General features: G+C 74.5%; 15 protein-coding genes. 12 read left to right on the top strand and 3 right to left on the bottom strand.

What is annotated here, in order from left to right; genetic code table 11:
• The 3 genes from ACI79D_RS07740 to dapF are packed head-to-tail and all read left to right on the top strand — an operon-like array spanning position 1 to position 2506.
• A complete protein-coding gene (locus tag ACI79D_RS07740) occupies positions 1–720 on the top strand; it encodes a hypothetical protein (protein WP_456917747.1) in 720 nt (239 codons plus the stop codon).
• Positions 717–1640, top strand: a complete 924-nt coding sequence (gene miaA, locus ACI79D_RS07735; protein ID WP_456917746.1) for a tRNA (adenosine(37)-N6)-dimethylallyltransferase MiaA — start codon at positions 717–719, stop codon at positions 1638–1640. Before ACI79D_RS07740 ends, miaA begins: the two co-directional genes overlap by 4 nt.
• Positions 1637–2506 carry a diaminopimelate epimerase gene (gene dapF, locus ACI79D_RS07730; protein ID WP_456917745.1) on the top strand — a complete coding sequence of 290 codons (870 nt, stop codon included), beginning with the start codon at positions 1637–1639 and terminating at the stop codon, positions 2504–2506. Before miaA ends, dapF begins: the two co-directional genes overlap by 4 nt.
• 17 nt (positions 2507–2523) lie before the next feature.
• On the opposite strand, the gene ACI79D_RS07725 is transcribed toward dapF, so the two are convergent.
• On the bottom strand, positions 2524–2727 hold the full coding sequence (locus ACI79D_RS07725) for a hypothetical protein (RefSeq protein ID WP_456917744.1): 204 nt from the start codon (positions 2725–2727) through the stop codon (positions 2524–2526).
• Positions 2728–2873: 146 nt separating this feature from the next.
• On the opposite strand from ACI79D_RS07725, the gene hflX reads away from it, so the two are divergent.
• From hflX to ACI79D_RS07710, 3 genes are all read left to right on the top strand, one after another.
• Positions 2874–4364: a GTPase HflX gene (gene hflX / locus ACI79D_RS07720; RefSeq protein ID WP_456917743.1), complete on the top strand. Its 1491-nt coding sequence runs from the start codon at positions 2874–2876 to the stop codon at positions 4362–4364.
• A 67-nt stretch (positions 4365–4431) separates the two neighbouring features.
• Positions 4432–5181 carry a phosphatase PAP2 family protein gene (locus tag ACI79D_RS07715; protein WP_456917742.1) on the top strand — a complete coding sequence of 250 codons (750 nt, stop codon included), beginning with the start codon at positions 4432–4434 and terminating at the stop codon, positions 5179–5181.
• A 67-nt stretch (positions 5182–5248) separates the two neighbouring features.
• A complete protein-coding gene (locus ACI79D_RS07710) occupies positions 5249–6202 on the top strand; it encodes a hypothetical protein (RefSeq protein WP_456917741.1) in 954 nt (317 codons plus the stop codon).
• A gap of 61 nt (positions 6203–6263) precedes the next feature.
• On the opposite strand, the gene lexA is transcribed toward ACI79D_RS07710, so the two are convergent.
• On the bottom strand, positions 6264–7016 hold the full coding sequence (lexA, locus tag ACI79D_RS07705; protein WP_456917740.1) for a transcriptional repressor LexA: 753 nt from the start codon (positions 7014–7016) through the stop codon (positions 6264–6266).
• 521 nt (positions 7017–7537) lie between these two features.
• Between lexA and ACI79D_RS07700 the strand changes: the two genes are divergently transcribed.
• The 6 genes from ACI79D_RS07700 to ACI79D_RS07675 all read left to right on the top strand — a co-directional run bounded on the left by ACI79D_RS07700 (position 7538) and on the right by ACI79D_RS07675 (position 15989).
• Positions 7538–7867, top strand: a complete 330-nt coding sequence (locus tag ACI79D_RS07700) for a LysM peptidoglycan-binding domain-containing protein (RefSeq protein ID WP_456917739.1) — start codon at positions 7538–7540, stop codon at positions 7865–7867.
• Positions 7868–8099: 232 nt separating this feature from the next.
• Positions 8100–8645: a hypothetical protein gene (locus ACI79D_RS07695; RefSeq protein WP_456917738.1), complete on the top strand. Its 546-nt coding sequence runs from the start codon at positions 8100–8102 to the stop codon at positions 8643–8645.
• Positions 8646–9030: 385 nt separating this feature from the next.
• Positions 9031–9588 (top strand): transcriptional regulator NrdR, encoded by a 558-nt coding sequence (gene nrdR / locus ACI79D_RS07690; protein ID WP_456917737.1) that lies wholly within the window; start codon positions 9031–9033, stop codon positions 9586–9588.
• A 91-nt stretch (positions 9589–9679) separates the two neighbouring features.
• Positions 9680–12544 (top strand): vitamin B12-dependent ribonucleotide reductase, encoded by a 2865-nt coding sequence (locus ACI79D_RS07685; RefSeq protein ID WP_456917736.1) that lies wholly within the window; start codon positions 9680–9682, stop codon positions 12542–12544.
• Between the two features lie 292 nt (positions 12545–12836).
• Positions 12837–14846, top strand: coding sequence for a SpoIIE family protein phosphatase (locus ACI79D_RS07680; protein WP_456917735.1), 2010 nt, complete (start codon positions 12837–12839; stop codon positions 14844–14846).
• A 444-nt stretch (positions 14847–15290) separates the two neighbouring features.
• Entirely contained in the window at positions 15291–15989 is a 699-nt protein-coding gene (locus ACI79D_RS07675; RefSeq protein ID WP_456917734.1) for a SemiSWEET transporter, read from the top strand.
• 104 nt (positions 15990–16093) lie between these two features.
• On the opposite strand, the gene ACI79D_RS07670 is transcribed toward ACI79D_RS07675, so the two are convergent.
• Entirely contained in the window at positions 16094–16936 is an 843-nt protein-coding gene (locus ACI79D_RS07670; protein WP_456917733.1) for a LysM peptidoglycan-binding domain-containing protein, read from the bottom strand.
• Between the last annotated feature and the right edge of the window lie 341 nt (positions 16937–17277).

The raw sequence follows: 17277 nt of genomic DNA, 5'->3' as shown, positions 1-17277 counted from the left end.
GTGAGCTCCAGCCCGGCCGGATCCGCCGCCCAGGGGACCCCGGGTCTCCTCACGGTCGCCTTCTGTCCCTGCCCGCCGCTGCTCATGCCGCAGGTGGAGGGGCGGGCCGTGCCGGAGACCAGCGACCTGCGTGCGGCCTGCGCCGACGCGCTCGACGCGCTGCTCGCCCACCGGCCGGAGGCGGTGGTCGTCGTGGGCGGCGGCGCCGACGGCCGGTTCGGCGCGGGGGACGGCGGGGACCTCCGCCGCTTCGGCGTCGACCTCGACGTGCCGTTCGCGGGACAGCGACGCCCGGGCGGCCGGTCCACGCCACTCGCGCACACGGTGGGCGCCTGGCTGCTGGACGAGGCCGGGTTCGACGGCGTGCGGCTCGGCGTGGCGCCCGCGGACCTCGCCGCGGCCGTCACCGGGCTGCCGGGGAGGGTCGGCGTCCTGGCCATGGGCGACGGCTCGGCGCGCCGCACGGTCAAGGCCCCCGGCTACCTGGACCCGGCCGCCGGGCCGTTCGACGAGGCCGTCGCGCGGGCGTTGGCGACCGGGGACGCGGCGGCGCTCGCGGGGCTCGACCCCGCCGAGGGGGAGCGGCTCCTGGCCTCCGGTGTGCCCACCTGGCGCGCCGTCGGGGCCCTGCTCACCGGCCGGGAGGTGCAGGCACGGCTGCACGCGGACCTCGCCCCCTACGGCGTCGGCTACCTCGTCGCCGACTGGCTGGTCCCGTGACGGCGCAGCCGCCCGTCGTCGCCCTGGTCGGTCCGACCGCCACCGGCAAGACCGCACTGGGCGTGGCCCTGGCCCACCGGCTGGGCGGTGAGGTGGTCAACGCCGACTCCATGCAGCTCTACCGCGGCATGGACATCGGCACCGCCAAACCCGACGTCGCCGAGCGGGACGGTGTCCCGCACCACCTGCTCGACGTGTGGCACGTGCGGCAGGCGGCGTCGGTCGCCGAGTACCGCCGGCTCGCGCGGGCCGAGATCGACCGGCTGCGGGCCGCGGGCACCGTGCCCCTGCTGGTCGGCGGGTCGGGCCTCTACGTCCGGGCCGTCCTCGACGAGCTGGACTTCCCCGGCACCGACCCGGCAGTCCGGGCACGCCTGGAGGCCGAGCTCGCCGAGGCGGGCCCGGCGGTCCTGCACGCCCGGCTGGCCGCCGTCGACCCCGCCGCGGCCGCAGTGGTGCTGCCCAGCAACGGACGCCGGATCGTGCGCGCACTGGAGGTCGTGGAGATCACCGGCGGCCCCTTCCGCGCGCAGCTGCCGGACCCCCGGCCGCACTACCCGGCCGTCGTCGTCGGCCTGGACCGCGACCCCGCCGAGCTCGACCGGCGGATCGCCGTCCGGGTGGACCGGATGTGGGCGGCCGGCTTCGTCGCCGAGGTCGAGGCGCTGGCCGCCGACGGCCTGCGGGAGGGCCCCACCGCGTCGCGGGCCCTCGGCTACGCGCAGGTCCTCGCCCAGCTCGACGGCGAGCTGACCGCCGAGGAGGCCCGCGAGCGCACGGTGTCGACCACGCGCCGCTTCGTCCGCAGGCAGCGGTCGTGGTTCCGGCGCGACGCCGCGACCACCTGGCTCGACGCCGCCCGCCCCGATCTGGTCGACGCCGCGGAGGCGCTGATCACCGCTCGTACGATCGGCCGGTGACTGCGAACCGGGTGCTCGTCGGACACGGCACGGAGAACGACTTCGTCGTCCTGCCCGACCCCGACGGCAGCCTCTGGCCGGAGGACCGGCTGGACGCCGTGATGGTGCGCCGGCTGTGCGAGCGGCGGGCCGGTCTCGGCGGGGACGGCGTGCTGCGCGTCGTCCGCAGCGTGCACGTGCCCGACGCGCCCGCGGTGCTCGGCGAGGCGCTCGGGCAGTGCGAGTGGTTCATGGACCACCGCAACGCCGACGGCTCGCACGCCGAGATGTGCGGCAACGGCATCCGGCTGTTCCTGCACGTCCTGGTGACCGAGGGGCTGCTCGACCGCGCCGCCTGCGAGGGCGGCGTCCTGGTGGGCACCCGTGGCGGGCCGCGCCGGGTCGGTGCGGCCCCCGACGGGGGGTACTGGGTCGACATGGGGCCCGCCCGGCCCTTCGGCCACGGGGCGGCGCAGCTGGACGGGACGTCGTTCCCCGGCCGCGCGCTGTCGATGGGCAACCCGCACCTGGCCTGCCTGACCGACGTCGACGTCGACACCCTCGACCTCGGCACCGCACCCGGCGTCGACCCGGCGCTGTTCCCGGACGGGGTCAACGTCGAGTTCGTCAACGTGCTCGAGCCCGCCGCGCACGTCCGGCTGCGGGTGTCGGAGCGGGGCGTGGGGGAGACCCGGTCGTGCGGCACCGGCGCCTGCGCGGCGGCGTGGGCCGCGCTGGAGGCCGGCGGGGCCGACGCGGGGACGGTGGTCGTCGACGTCCCCGGCGGCCGGCTCACCGTCCGCATCGACGCGACGACGACGGTGCTCACCGGCCCCGCGGTCGTGGTGGCCGCGGGCGAGCTGACCCCCGAGTGGCTCGGGGACTGACCCGCCCGCGGAGTCCCTCAGCTCTTCGGCGTCTCCTCGCCCTCCGGAGCCTCCGGCATCATCGACTCGCCGGCGGTGCCGGGGCTGCCCGACGGCCGGCCGCGGCCGCTGTCCTGGTCGGGACCGGCGCCCAGGGGGTTGCGCGGCGGGTCGAGGCCCTTGGGGTCGCGGCCCGGGTCGTCGAGTTCCTCGTCGGCGCCCGGGCTGCTGCTCTCGGTCATGCTCGGCCTCCTCGTGGTCGTCGGGGTCCGGCCCTACCCGGCGCCGCCCCGGTCACGCGTCGGGATGGTCCCGGGCGGCCGCGGTGTTGTACCGGGCGATGACAACTCAGATGCCCCGGCAGGTGGGGCGTGCCACGCTGGACACGATGACGACAGCACAGAACCGCGCCGGCCACGGCGGCGCCGAGGAGCGGGCCCTGCGCGCCGCCCCCGAGCCGGCCGAGGAGGCGACCCGTCCCGCCGAGCGGTGGGGCGAGCCGGAGGAGACGACGGGCTCCTACGACCTCGAGGCGCGCGGCGCGCTGCGCCGCGTGGCGGGCCTGTCCACCGAGCTCGCCGACGTCACCGAGGTCGAGTACCGCCAGCTGCGCCTGGAGCGCGTCGTGCTGGTCGGTGTCTGGACCGAGGGGACCCAGGCCGACGCCGACCGGTCCCTCGCCGAGCTCGCCGCGCTGGCCGAGACCGCCGGCTCGCAGGTCCTGGAGGCGGTCAGCCAGCGGCGCGACAAGCCCGACGCGGGCACCTACGTCGGCTCGGGCAAGGCCGCCGAGATCCGCGACATCGTCGCCGCGGCCGGCGCCGACACGGTGATCTGCGACGGCGAGCTGACGCCCGGCCAGCTCAACGCGCTGGAGAAGATCCTCAAGGTCAAGGTGGTCGACCGGACCGCGCTGATCCTCGACATCTTCGCCCAGCACGCGTCGAGCCGGGAGGGCAAGGCGCAGGTCGAGCTGGCCCAGATGCAGTACATGCTCCCCCGGCTGCGCGGGTGGGGTGAGTCGCTGTCCCGGCAGGCCGGTGGCCGGGTCGCCGGCGGTGGCGGCATCGGTACCCGCGGTCCGGGTGAGACGAAGATCGAGACCGACCGACGGCGCATCCGCGCCCGGGTCAGCAAGCTGCGGCGGGAGATCGCCGGCATGGCCACCGCCCGGGCCACCCAGCGCAGCAGCCGGGGGCGCAACGCCGTCCCGAGCGTGGCGATCGCCGGCTACACCAACGCCGGCAAGTCCAGCCTGCTCAACCGGCTGACCGGCGCCGGGGTGCTGGTGGAGAACGCCCTGTTCGCCACCCTGGACCCGACGGTCCGGCGGGCGCAGTCCCCGGACGGCCGGGAGTACACCCTCACCGACACCGTCGGCTTCGTGCGGCACCTGCCGCACCAGTTGGTCGACGCCTTCCGGTCCACGCTCGAGGAGGTGGCCGCCGCCGACCTGCTGCTGCACGTCGTCGACGGCTCCGACCCCGACCCGCTGGGCCAGATCGACGCCGTCCACGTCGTCCTCCAGGAGATCGACGCCTCGGCGGTGCCCGAGCTGATCGTCGTCAACAAGGTCGACGCGATGAGCGAGGAGGACATCCTCATGCTCCGCCGGGCGCTGCCCGGCGCGGTGTGGGTGTCCGCCCGCACCGGGCAGGGCGTCGAGCAGCTCCGTGACATCGTCGCCGCACGGCTGCCCCGCCCGGACGTCGACGTCGACGTGCTGGTGCCCTACGACCGCGGCGACCTGGTCGCGCGCGTGCACCGCGACGGCGAGGTGCTCCGGGAGGAGCACGAGGCCGGCGGGACCCGGCTGACCGCCCGGGTGGACGGCGCGCTCGCCGCCGCCCTGGAGGAGTTCGCCGCTCCGGTCGGCTGACCGGGGTGGCGCGCCCGTTCCGGTCAGCCGAGGTCACGATCGGGTCACGTCCCGGTACCGTGAGGACGTGACCAGCGGCGCGGTGCGGCGACGGCCGGGCGAGCGCCCAGCGGCCGGCGACGTCGCGACCGCGCCGCACGAGCGGGTCGTCTCCGCCGGCCGGCCGCCGTGGTGGCTGCTCGGCGCGGCCCTGCTCGTCACCGTGGCGGTCACCGCCGACCTGCTCAGCCGCGGCGTCCTCGAGCGGATGGACCTGCGGGTCTCCGAGGTGGTCAGTTCCTGGGACCTCAAGGACTCCGCGGCGTACTGGCCGGTCTGGGCGGTCACCCAGCTCGGCGGGCGCGGCTTCATCCTGATCGTCCTGGCGGTCCTGGTGAGCTACCTGCTCTGGTCGCGCCGGACGGTCGTGCCGCTGCTACGGGTCCTGGTCGCGCTGGCGCTGCTCACCGTGGTCGTCTACGGCTTCAAGTACGGGACGGGGCGCACCGCGCCGGCCTACCCGGGGTCGTTCTTCCACCGCGACGGCCAGTCCTATCCGTCGGGCCACGTGGCCAACGCGGTGCTGATGTGGGGCGTCGCCCGCTGGCAGGCGGTGGAGTTCCGTCTCTCGGCCGGCGTGCAGCGGACGTTCCGGCTGCTGAGCGTGGCCGGACCGGTCGCCACCGGCGTGGCCATGGTGTCCCTGGACTTCCACTGGGTCACCGACGCCGTGGTCGGAGCGTCGGTCGGCATCCTGCTGTTGGGCGTGGTTCACGCACTGGACGCAGTCGCGATGTCACGCTGGGTGGGTGCCCGAGCTGGCCACCCGTCCGCGTAGCGGCTCCGCGGTACGGCGTCTGGCAGCGGGGTCGGCCCTCGCACTGACGCTCGTGCAGGGTGCCGGCGTGCCCGCGTACGCCGAGGAGGCCGCGGGCCCGCGCACGCAGTGCCAGGTCACCGACCCGCGCCTGCCGGAGCTCTCCGGCCTGGCGGTGGTGGGGAACCGCATGCTGGCCATCGACGACGGCGGGGACCGGGTCGACGTGTACGTCCTGGACGCCACCTGCCTGGTGATCGACGTGCGCAGCGCGGCGGTGGACCCCTACGACCCCGAGGACCTCGCGGTGGCGGCCGATGGGACGGTGTGGCTGGCCGACACCGGGGACAACAACGGCACGCGGGAGACGGTGGCGCTCATCGCCCTTCGCCCGGACGACACCACCGAGGTCTACCGGCTGGCCTTCCCCGAGGGACGACGCGACGTGGAGGCGCTCCTGCTCGCCCCCGACGGCACGCCCTACCTGGTGTCCAAGGAGGTGCTCGGCGCGAGCAAGGTGTACCGCCCCGTGAGCGCCCTCGTGGACGCCGGCACGGTCGGCCTCACCGAGGTGGCCGGCGTCGAGTTCACGCTCACCGGCACTCCCGGTGGCCCCGTCGGGCGCGCCGGCCAGCTGATGGTCACCGGGGGAGCGGTCTCGCCCGACGGCCGCTTCGTCGCGCTGCGCACCTACACCGACGCCTACGTGTGGCCGTTGTCGGGATCCGACGTGGCCGGTGCGCTGGCCGCCGACCCGGTCCGGTTGCCCCTGCCCGAGTCGCCGCAGGGTGAGGCGATCAGCTTCACCGCCGACACGACCGGTCTGGTCGTGTCCAGCGAGGGGCTGCCGGCCGACGTCACGGTCGTCCCGTTGAGCGCGGTCCCCAGCCCGGCCGCGGCCTCCGGGTCGGCGGACGGCTCCGTGCCGGACCTGCTCAGCACCGACGACGGCGGCGCGACGGTCATCGCGGCCGGCGTGCTCGCTGCGGTCGTCGCCGCCGCGCTGGTGTGGATCGTCGGGAGGTTGCGCCGCCGCTCCTGAGTGTGCGGCGGGGCGTGTGCTGAGCGTGCGGCGGCGCTGAGCTGAGCGCGCGGGGCGCGCGTCAGACCCGGCGAAGCACCGTCACGACGCGGCCCAGGATGGTCGCCTCGTCACCGGGGATCGGCTCGTACGCGGGGTTGTGCGGCAGCAGCCACACGTGACCGTCGCGGCGCTTGTAGGTCTTGACCGTCGCCTCGCCGTCGATCATGGCCGCGACGATCTCGCCGTTCTCGGCGGTCGGCTGCTGGCGCACCACGACCCAGTCGCCGTCGCAGATGGCGGCCTCGACCATCGAGTCACCGGCCACCTTCAGCATGAACAGCGTGCCCTCGCCGACCAGTTCGCGGGGCAGGGGGAAGACGTCCTCGACGGCCTGCTCGGCGAGCACCGGGCCACCGGCGGCGATCCGGCCCACCAGGGGCACGTAGGTCGGGGCGGGACCCTCCTCGACGCCGGCGGGGGCGGCCGGGGCGACGAGCTCCGCGGGGGCGTCGCCGGGCAGGCGGACGTCGAGGGCCCGGGGCCGGTTCGGGTCGCGGCGCAGCCAGCCCTTCTTCTGCAGGACCGTCAGCTGGTGGGCCACCGAGGAGGCCGAGGACAGGCCGACGGCCTCACCGATCTCGCGCACCGAGGGCGGGTACCCGCGGCGGTCGATCGAGTCGCGGATGACCTCGAGGACGCGGCGCTGCCGCTGGGTCAGGCCGTCGCCGGCCTCACCCCGGTCGGGGAAGGTGCGCACGGCTGCCGTCTCGGTGGTCGCCGGCGTGCCGGCCGTCCTCCGGCGGCTCCCCGACGTCCCGCTCTTCTCCGCCACCGTCGCCTCCTCGTCGGCTGCTCACCGCAGCACGTCTCGTCCGTCGGGACCGACCGTAGCGTGCTCAGGGCCCTCGATCAAACACATGTTCGAAGTGCTCGGCGGGGCGGGATGGTGTTTGTCGGACCCGTCCGGTAGACATCGCACAGACGTTCGAATCGAACAGACGTTCGACGGTGCGGGGTCGGTCGGGAGGAGTGGTCGTGGCAGGCGTGCAGCAGGCGGTGCTGGACTTCGACGACGCGGTGCAGGTGCCCTGGCGGCCCCGGCTCCGGGCGGTGCCGGGCGGTGCCGGGAGCGAGCCGGGGCGCTCGCCGCGGCCCGCCGTGTCGCGGACGGTCCCGTCCCGGGTCGATGTCGGCCGGCCGGCGGTGCAGGCGCCGTCCCGGCCGGCGGTTCTTGAGGCTGCTCGTCCGGGTGTCGGGGCGGCCCGGCCGGTGCCCGTGCGGCCCCGGGTGGCGCGCCCGGTGCCGGCGCGTCCGGCGGGAGCGGCGGTGCCTGGTGCGCCGTCGGGTCGCCCGGTGCGCGGGGGGTGTGGCCGGGTCGGCGGTGCCGCCGGATCGCGGCTGCGGCTCACCCAGCGGGCCCGCCGGCTGTCGGTGGTCCTCGCTCTGGGTGCCGGCGTGGCGCTGGGGTCGTGGCTCGGTCCCCTGGTGGCCGGCGGTGACGGCGACCTGCGGTTGGCCGGAGAGCGCAGCGTCGTCGTGCAGGCCGGGGACAGCGTGTGGTCGATCGCCGCCGACTTCGCCGGGCCGGACGAGGACGTGCGCGCCGTGGTCGACGCCATCGAGCAGATCAACGACCTCGACGGCGCCCGGGTCGTCCCGGGCCAGGTCCTCCAGTTGCCCTGACGTCCAGGTCCTCCAGCTGCCCTGACGTCGCCGACGAACCGCGCCGCCGCCCGGGTGCGGTCCCGGCCGAGGCCAGACAGCGACAAGGCGGACCGGCCAGGTTCGTCAACCCTCCGTGCGGAGACGTTGACGCTCTGTGGTCATCGGGCCACCTAACGTCAGTGCCGTGTCGCGGACGTCCGGAGGCCGAGCAGCGGTCTTCACCCAACAGTCGCAGTCGGTCGAGGTGTCCGTGGACGGAGCCTGGTGGCCGGGGTCGATCCTCGGCTGGCGCCACGACGCGCAGGGCTCCTGTGAGGTCTGGGTCCGGGTGGCGGTCGCCGGCCGGAACCGCGAGATCTGGACCGCCCTGAGCGATCTGCGGCTGCCCGAGCCGCGTCCGGCGACCGCCGGCGCCGCCGCGGCGGTCCCCGGTGCGGGTGCCGGCGCGCCGGTACTCGACCTCGGGCGCGCCGCGGCCCGCGAGCGGCTGGTCGCCGGTGTGCTGGGCGCGCCGGCTCTGGCGCCGGCCGGGGGTGCCGGTCCGTCCCGGCGTCGGCACGGTGGGGACGTCACCGCGGAGATGCCGGCGGTCGGGAGCGCGTTCGCCGGCCGTCACCGGGCGCCCGCTGCGGTGGCCGGGAGGCACCGGGCGGCCGACGACGACACCCGCGTCGACCTCCAGGCGGTCGCCGTCCCGCCGCGCCCCGAGCTCGACTGCCTCACCCGGCCCCTGCGCCTGGGGGACCGTGTGCCGCGGCCGCGCAGCCCGCGTGCCGACGGCGTCGTCCGCGCCTGACCCGGTTCCGTCCCGTCGTCGCGGTCGTCTCACCGACACGCCATACACCCCTCCGGCGCCTCCGAGCGACCCCCGCGGGGCGTGTCGCGACGGATCGCCGTGGCGGGTGTGACGGCAGAGCGTCCCTGGTCACGGCCGTGTCTCGAGGGCGTGTCCCGGCTTGCAGATCTTGTGGGCCGCGGCCTAGGGTTCCCCTACATCTAGTAGTTGCACCGTTGTAAGCCCGTCCACAGGCCGGTCCTCAGGTTCTCCCCGTGGCGTCCACCGGATGTCCCCAGGAGGGTCCACAGCCGACCTCCCGGGCCCGGCGCTCCGGCCGCTCCGCGGCCGCCGCACCGGCCGGGCGGAGCGATCGACGGACCACCACGAGGGGAGGGGAGTCGCCTTGCGCTGCCCCTTCTGCCACAACCCCGACAGCCGGGTCATCGACTCGCGCGAGGCCGACGAGGGGGCGACCACCCGTCGCCGCCGGTCGTGCCCCGCGTGCGGACGGCGGTTCACCACGGTGGAGGAGGCCGTCCTCGCCGTGGTGAAGCGCAGCGGCGTCAGTGAGCCGTTCAACCGCACCAAGGTGGTCGCCGGCGTCCGCCGGGCCTGTCAGGGGCGGCCGGTCGACGAGGACCAGCTGCAGCAGCTCGCGCAGCAGGTGGAGGACGCCATTCGGGCGAGCGGGGCCGCGGAGGTCCCCAGCCACGAGGTCGGGCTGGCGATCCTGCGGCCGCTGCGCGAGCTGGACGAGGTCGCCTACCTGCGCTTCGCCAGCGTCTACCGCGCCTTCACCTCGCTCGAGGACTTCGAGAAGGAGATCACCGAGCTCCGGGCCCGGCACATCGCTGCCGGGACCCCGCCGCTCCCTGGCATGCAGGACACCCCGCCGGCGCCGCGCCGGCGGGGGAGTGGGCGGGGCCAGGCCGCCTCCGCCGGCAGTGCCGCCGGCACCTGAGAACTGTCAGCACCACCCGCTAGAACAGAGTGCGGCTCTCTTCCCCAGCCGCCTTCCCCACCAGCAGGACCCACAACAGAGGGAGAGCTCCGTGACCGAGACCGAGGATCGCTTGACCGGCCGCACGCGTCGCGCCGCCAAGGCGCCGACCCGGGGGAAGGGCCTCAAGGTCAAGCGTGTCTTCACCACCGCCGGGGTGCACCCGTACGACGAGGTGACCTGGGAGCGTCGTGACGTCGTCATGACGAACTGGCGGGACGGGTCGATCAACTTCGAGCAGCGCGGCGTGGAGTTCCCCGCCTCGTGGAGCATCAACGCCACCAACATCGTCACCACGAAGTACTTCCGTGGCGCCGTGGGCACCCCGCAGCGGGAGAGCAGCCTGCGTCAGCTGATCGACCGGGTCGTGCTCACCTACGGGCAGGCCGGCCGCGAGTACGGCTACTTCGCCACCGAGGGCGACGCGGAAATCTTCGAGCACGAGCTGACCTGGATGCTGCTGCACCAGTACTTCAGCTTCAACTCGCCCGTCTGGTTCAACGTCGGCACGAGCGCCCCGCAGCAGGTGAGCGCCTGCTTCATCCTCGCCGTCGACGACACGATGGACTCGATCCTGAACTGGTACCGGGAGGAGGGGCTCATCTTCAAGGGCGGCTCCGGCGCCGGCCTGAACCTGTCCCGGATCCGCTCGTCCAAGGAGCTGCTGTCCTCCGGCGGCACGGCCTCCGGCCCGGTGTCCTTCATGCGGGGTGCCGACGCCTCCGCGGGCACGATCAAGTCCGGTGGCGCCACCCGCCGCGCGGCGAAGATGGTCGTCCTCGACATCGACCACCCCGACATCGAGGAGTTCATCGAGACCAAGGCGCGCGAGGAGGACAAGATCCGCGCGCTGCGCGACGCCGGGTACGACATGGACCTCGGCGGCAAGGACATCACCAGCGTCCAGTACCAGAACGCCAACAACTCCGTCCGCGTCTCCGACGAGTTCATGCGGGCGGTCGAGGACGGCACCGAGTTCGGCCTGCGCGCCCGGCTCGACGGGGCGGTCATCGAGACCGTCGACGCCAAGTCGCTGTTCCGCAAGGTCACCCAGGCCGCCTGGGAGTGCGCCGACCCGGGCATCCAGTACGACGACACGATCAACGACTGGCACACCAACCCCGAGACCGGCCGGATCAACGCGTCCAACCCGTGCTCGGAGTACATGAGCCTGGACAACAGCTCGTGCAACCTCGCGTCGCTGAACCTCATGAAGTTCCTCAAGGACGACGGCACGTTCGACGCCAAGAACTTCGTCAAGGCCGTCGAGCTGGTCATCACCGCGATGGACATCTCGATCTGCTTCGCCGACTTCCCGACCGACCCGATCGGTGAGACCACCCGCGCCTACCGTCAGCTGGGCATCGGCTACGCCAACCTCGGCGCGCTGCTGATGGCGACCGGGCACGCCTACGACTCGCGCGGCGGCCAGACCCTCGCCGCGGCCATCACCTCGCTGATGACCGGCACTGCCTACCGCCGCTCGGCCGAGCTCGCCGGCATCGTCGGCGCGTACGAGGGCTACGCCCGCAACGCCGACGCCCACGCGCGGGTCATGCGCAAGCACGCCGCGGCCAACGACGCCATCCGTCCGGTGGGCGCCGACGACGCCGACGTGCTCAAGGCCGCCACGGCCCAGTGGCAGGAGTGCCTGGCGATCGGCGCGGACTTCGGCTGGCGCAACGCCCAGGCCTCCGTGCTGGCCCCCACCGGGACCATCGGCTTCATGATGGACTGCGACACGACCGGCATCGAGCCGGACTTCTCGCTGGTCAAGTACAAGAAGCTGGTCGGCGGCGGCTCCATGCAGATCGTCAACCAGACCGTGCCGCGGGCGCTGCGCAGCCTGGGCTACCAGGACGAGCAGATCGAGGCGATCGTCGAGTACATCGCCGAGCACGGCCACGTCGTCGACGCCCCGAGCCTGCGCCCGGAGCACTACGAGGTGTTCGACTGCGCGATGGGCGAGCGGGCCATCTCCCCGATGGGCCACGTCCGGATGATGGCCGCGGTGCAGCCGTTCATCTCCGGCGCCATCAGCAAGACGGTCAACATGCCGGAGACGGCGACCGTCGAGGACGTCGAGAACATCTACTTCCAGGGCTGGAAGCTCGGCCTCAAGGCGCTGGCGATCTACCGCGACAACTGCAAGGTCGGCCAGCCGCTCTCCGACGCCAAGGCCAAGAAGGCCGACGCGAAGGTGGAGACCGCGGCCGCCGCTCCCGCGGCGCTGTCGCACCCGGTGCGCAAGCGGCTGCCCAAGAAGCGGACCAGCATGACGACGTCGTTCAGCGTCGCCGGTGCCGAGGGCTACATGACCGCCGGGATGTACGAGGACGGCAGCCTCGGCGAGGTCTTCCTCAAGCTGGGCAAGCAGGGCTCGACCCTGGCCGGTGTCATGGACGCCTTCTCGATCGGCATCTCGATCGCGCTGCAGCACGGTGTGCCGCTGGAGACCTACATCCAGAAGTTCACCAACATGCGGTTCGAGCCCGCCGGCATGACCGACGACCCGGACATCCGGATCGCGCAGTCGGTGATGGACTACATCTTCCGTCGCCTGGCGCTGGACCACCTGCCGGTGGAGAAGCGCGCCAACCTCGGCATCTTCAGCGCCGAGGAGCGGGCCGCCCAGGTCTCCGGCTACGGCACCTCGGCCTCCACCGCCGAGGTCGTCGAGGAGGACGAGGTCGACCTGGAGGCGCTGCGCACCTCCGCGCCGGCCGAGGGCCCGGCCAAGCCCGAGCCGAAGGCGGACAAGCCGGTCAAGGAGGCGCACTCCTCGGCCGAGCTGCTCGAGCTGGTCACCGGGACGGCCACCGACGCGCCGCTGTGCATGACCTGCGGCACGAAGATGCGCCCGGCCGGCAGCTGCTACGTCTGCGAGGGCTGCGGCTCCACCAGCGGCTGCAGCTGATGGCGGGGCTCGCCGGGATGTCAGCGCGGATCTCGCCGGATGTCCCGGCGGGCTCGCCGGGATGTGAGCGCGCTCGGCACTGAGATCGGTTGTACCGACCTGTACCACCCCGTCGGCCCCGGCCGCCCAGTGCGGCCGGGGCCGACGTGTAGTGCCCCGACCGGAGTGAGCAGGGATCCGGTGTCCCTGCCTGCGCCGCGGTGACGTCCACGGCGACCGCGGCCGCTGCCTCCCCATCCCGGTCGGCACCCCGCCGATGGCAGCGGTGCCACGGGCGGGAGAAGGTGTAGGGGTGAGCGGGGAGGACAGCGGCGGGGCCGGCGGCGAGGAGGAGGCGCTGCGGCGGCAGGTGGGAGAGGCCGAGGCGGTGCGCGCGGCCTTCGAGGAGATGCCGCTGCTGCTGGTCGGTCTGGAAGGTCCGGAACACACCTTCGTGGCGGCGAACGCCGTCTATCGGGAGTTCGTCGGGAAGCCGGCGTTCATCGGCACCCCCATCCGCGAGGCGATGCCCGAGCTGGCCGGGCAGCAGGTCTTCGAGATGTTCGACCGGGTCTACGCCACCGGAGAGCCCCAGACCGCCCGGGAGTGGCGCGTCCAGGTCGACCGGGACGGGACCGGTGCGGTCGAGGAGTCGTACGCCGACTTCACCTGTGTCCCGCGCCGGGCGGTCGACGGCACGGTCATCGGGCTGCTCGCCTTCGCCACCGACGTCACCGAGCGCGTCCGCGAGCGCCAGGCGGCGCAGCGGCAGGTCGACGAGGCCGAGCGGCGCTATCGGGACGCCCGCGACGTCGTGACCGCGTTGCAGGAGGCGCTGCTGCCCACGGCGCTGCCGGTGCTCCCCGGCGCGCGGATCGCCGCTCGGTACCTGGTGGCCGCGCACGACCGGGTCGCCGGCGGTGACTGGTTCGACGCCATCCCGCGGGCCGACGGCACCGTGGTCCTCATCGTCGGTGACGTGGTCGGGCACGGCGTGGCCGCGTCGGCTGCGATGGGGCAGCTGCGGGCGGTGCTGGCCGACGCGCTGGCCACCGAGACCGATCCGCTGGCCGCGCTGGTCCGGGCCGACGGGTTCGCCGCGCGGAACCCGGTGCTGCGCGCGACCACGCTGGCCCTGGTCGTCCTCGACCCGGCGACGGGAGCATTGCGCTACGCCAGCTGCGGACAACCCCCGCCGCTGGTCGTCGGCGCCGACGGGACCACCCGGTTCCTGGCCGACACCGGCACAGGTCCGCTGGGCACGGGCTCCACCCCGGTCCTCGCCGACGACACCCTCGGCCCCGGCGAGCTGGTCCTGCTCTACAGCGACGGACTGATCGAGCGCCCAAACCGCAGCGTCGACGCCGGCATGACCGAGCTGGCGACCGTCGCCGCCGATGCGGCCGCCAACCGGGCACTGCCGCTGCGCGCCGCCGCGTCCTCGGCCGAGCGGGTCTGCCAGCTCACCGTCGAGCTGCTCACCCGCACCGGCTACGCCGACGACGTCACCGTCCTGACCGCCCAGCGCCTGCCCACCCCCGTCGAGCCGCTGGACCTGCAGGCGCCGACCACCCGGGGGAGCCTGCGGCCGCTGCGGGTCAGCTTCGACGAGTGGCTCGACGCCCTCGACCCCGCCGAGAGCGACCGTGTGGCGCTGGAGCTGGCGGTGTGGGAGGCGGTCGCCAACGCCGTCGACCACGCCTACCCGCCCGGGCAGCCCGGGCCCGTCCGGCTGCAGGCGGCACTCGGTGCTGACGGCGTCCTCGAGTGCCGGATCAGCGACCGGGGCCGCTGGCGGCAGCCCGACCCGACGACCACCCACCGCGGGCGGGGACTGCTGCTCGCCGAGCAGCTCATCGACCACCTCGAGGTCCACCACCCACCGCACGCCGACGCCACCGAGGGCACGGTCGTGGTGCTCCGGCATCGGCTGCACCGGCCCGCGATGCTCGGGTCCGGCACCGACGCGTCACCGGCCGCGCCGGTCCCTCGACCGGAGTTCACCGTCGACGCCGAGCACAGCGACGGCCACCCCCGGCTACGGGTCCGCGGCCCGGTCGACGTCGTCACCGCCGAGGAGTTCGCCCGCGCGCTGTCCGGCGCCTCCCGCGGCGGGGTGCTGCCGCTGACCGTCGACCTCACCGGTGTGACCCACCTGGCCAGTGCGGGTGTGCAGGTCCTGCACCGGCTGCGCGACCAGCTCGCCGTTCAGCAGCAACCGCTGCAGCTGGTCGCCCCGCCCGGCAGTCCCGCGCAGGCGGTGCTCGACCTGGTGCGCCTCCCGCACGTGGCCAGCAACGGCGCGGGAACCGGCGCCGCGTGAACCGCTGACACTGGGCCCGAGTTGGTTCGGGCAGTGCCGATCTGCGGCGACGACCCGCTCCACCCCGTCGGGAGCCGGCGCGGTGGGCTGCCGACGACCAGGCCCATCCCGGGGAACGGCCGCACCGGACGTGGCCGGTCGGGCACCGACCCGGCCCGGCAACTCCTGCTCGCCGGGGCCCTGCGACCAGCTGCCGGCGTCCACCACCGGCTTCTGCGCCCGCCGACGGCGAGTGGCGCGGCCCACGGCGATGAGCAGGGTCACAGGGAGATAACGGCGAATCGCTTCCCGTCACCGGTCGACGGCGCCGATGACCCCTGTGGCCATCGTGCAGCGCTTGCGGCTCCGCTCAGTGACGAGGGTTCCGATCCGGTGTGCGGCTGATCCCCACCGGCCGGTGGCCACGCCCATCTGACGTCACCTGAACGGATCTCCCGCTCCACCATGATCGCCGTTCTCGGCTTCTTCGCGGCCACGCTCAGCATCTGCAACATCTGGCCCCAGGTCTGGCGGTCCTGCCGGCACGGCCGCACCCTCGGTTTCTCCCCGACGGCCGCCTGGCTCGGCGTCGGCCTCAACCTGTGCTGGCTGACCTTCGGCGTCCTCACCGCTGACCCGGCCCAGGTGCTCACCAACGCCGTCGTCGGCGCGGGCAACACCGCGGTGCTGGTCGCCGTGCTGGCCACGCGACCGCAGCTGCGCTCGACGCGGGTGCTCCTGCCGGCCGCGGCCGGCTGCGCAGCCCTCGTCGCGCTGGCGGCCGGCAGCGCCGCCGCGGTGGCCGTGCTCGGGGTCGCCCCGGCCGTGGTCGCCACCACGCTCGGCGCGGTGATCACCGTGATGGGTGTGGCTGCTGCCGTGCCGCAGCCGCTGAGCCTCCTGCGCGACCCCACCCAGGACCTGTCCGGGTTGTCCCCGGCGCGGTGGTGGCTGGGCGCGGGCTCGTGCGCCACCTGGGTCGTCTACGCCTGGCTGCACGGCCAGCCGGTGCTGTGCCTGTCGGCGGGCTTCGGGCTGTGCTGCGCCCTCGTCATCTGCGGGGTCCTGCGCGCCGCCCGGCGGACGGCGCGGCCCGTCGCCACGGTCACCGCGCTGCGGCCGGCGCCGGTCCGGACCGACGCCCGCGTGGTGCTCGCCGCCTGACCGCAGCCGTCGTCCGCGGACCCGGTACGACACAGCGACCCCCTGCCCGTTCGACGGGCAGGGGGTCGCTCCGGTGCGGCAACCTGGGCGTGGCAGCCCGAGGGTCAGCCGACGTAGTTCACGTGCACGTGGTCGAAGTGGTTGGCCGTCGCGCTGCCGCGGTCCTCCATCGGCTTCCAGGAGCCGGTCGGGGAGGTCAGGATCCGCTGCTGCCAGATGACGTACTCCACGCCGAGCTCGTCCCAGTGGTCGATCTGGTACTGGGCGATGGCGTCGCCCAGGGCGGCGTCGGACAGCACCATGTAGTCCAGCGCCAGCCCGGACGGGTGACCGTGCGGGTCGACCGCGCTGGAGCGGGTGCCGCCGATGGTGATCCCGGCGGCGCCGGGCACGTTCGTGACGACGGCGTCGGCGGCCGCCTGGGCCTGCGGGCGCACGGCCCCGGCGCTGTTGGTGATCTGCGCCGTCGCGGGCGCGGGCGCGGGTGCAGCAGCGGGCGCGGCCGGAGCGGCCGGTGCCGGGGCGGCGGCCGCCACGGGCGCCGAGTTGCCCACGCTGCCGACCTCGACGGGGGCCGCCGCGGCGGCCTGCGCGTCGCCGGCCACCAGCAGCACCTGACCCGGGAGGATCAGGTTCGGGTCGCCGCCGATGATGCCGACGTTGCGCTGGTACAGGTCCCGCCACGACTGGTCGAGCGTCGCGGCGATCTCCGCCACCGTGTCGCCGCTCTGGACGGTGTAGGAGTCCGCCGGTGCGGCGGCGGCCGTCTCGGCGGCAGGGGTCGGGGTGAGCGGTGCCGCTGCGGCGGCGGGGGCGCTGCCGTCCGCGGCCTGCGCGGGGGAGCTGCTCAGGACGCCGAGTCCGACGACGGTGGCCCCGGCTGCGACGGGGGCCTTGGCGATCGCCTTCTTGGTGCGGACATAGCGCGGCGCGCGGTGCTTGGCCATGGGTGGTCTCCGATCGCCGCCGGCGAGGTGAGCTGTCGGGTTCGGGCGATCGGTGCCCGGCCGCTCGTCGCGGCTTCACCCCGAGGCGCGCCGGGTCCGAAGCCGCGGCGTGCCGAGGAACGTGGGTCCCCCACCCCTGCCCGGAGGTTCCGTGGACGGCGACCGGTGGGCAGGGTTTGGCGGACCGGCGCCGCGCTTCCATCTGCGAAGCGCAGCCAAAACGTTACGTACCGTCATGTGCACTGTCGCCATGACGGCCGTCACAGCCTGGGATGTGTGGGACGGACGGGCTGGTCGGGGCAGAACTCCGGCGTCCGAGTGGGATGCAGCACAGTCGCCGG

Source organism: Geodermatophilus sp. SYSU D00708 (genome assembly GCF_054050115.1).
This window is presented reverse-complemented; position numbering and strand designations above follow the sequence as displayed.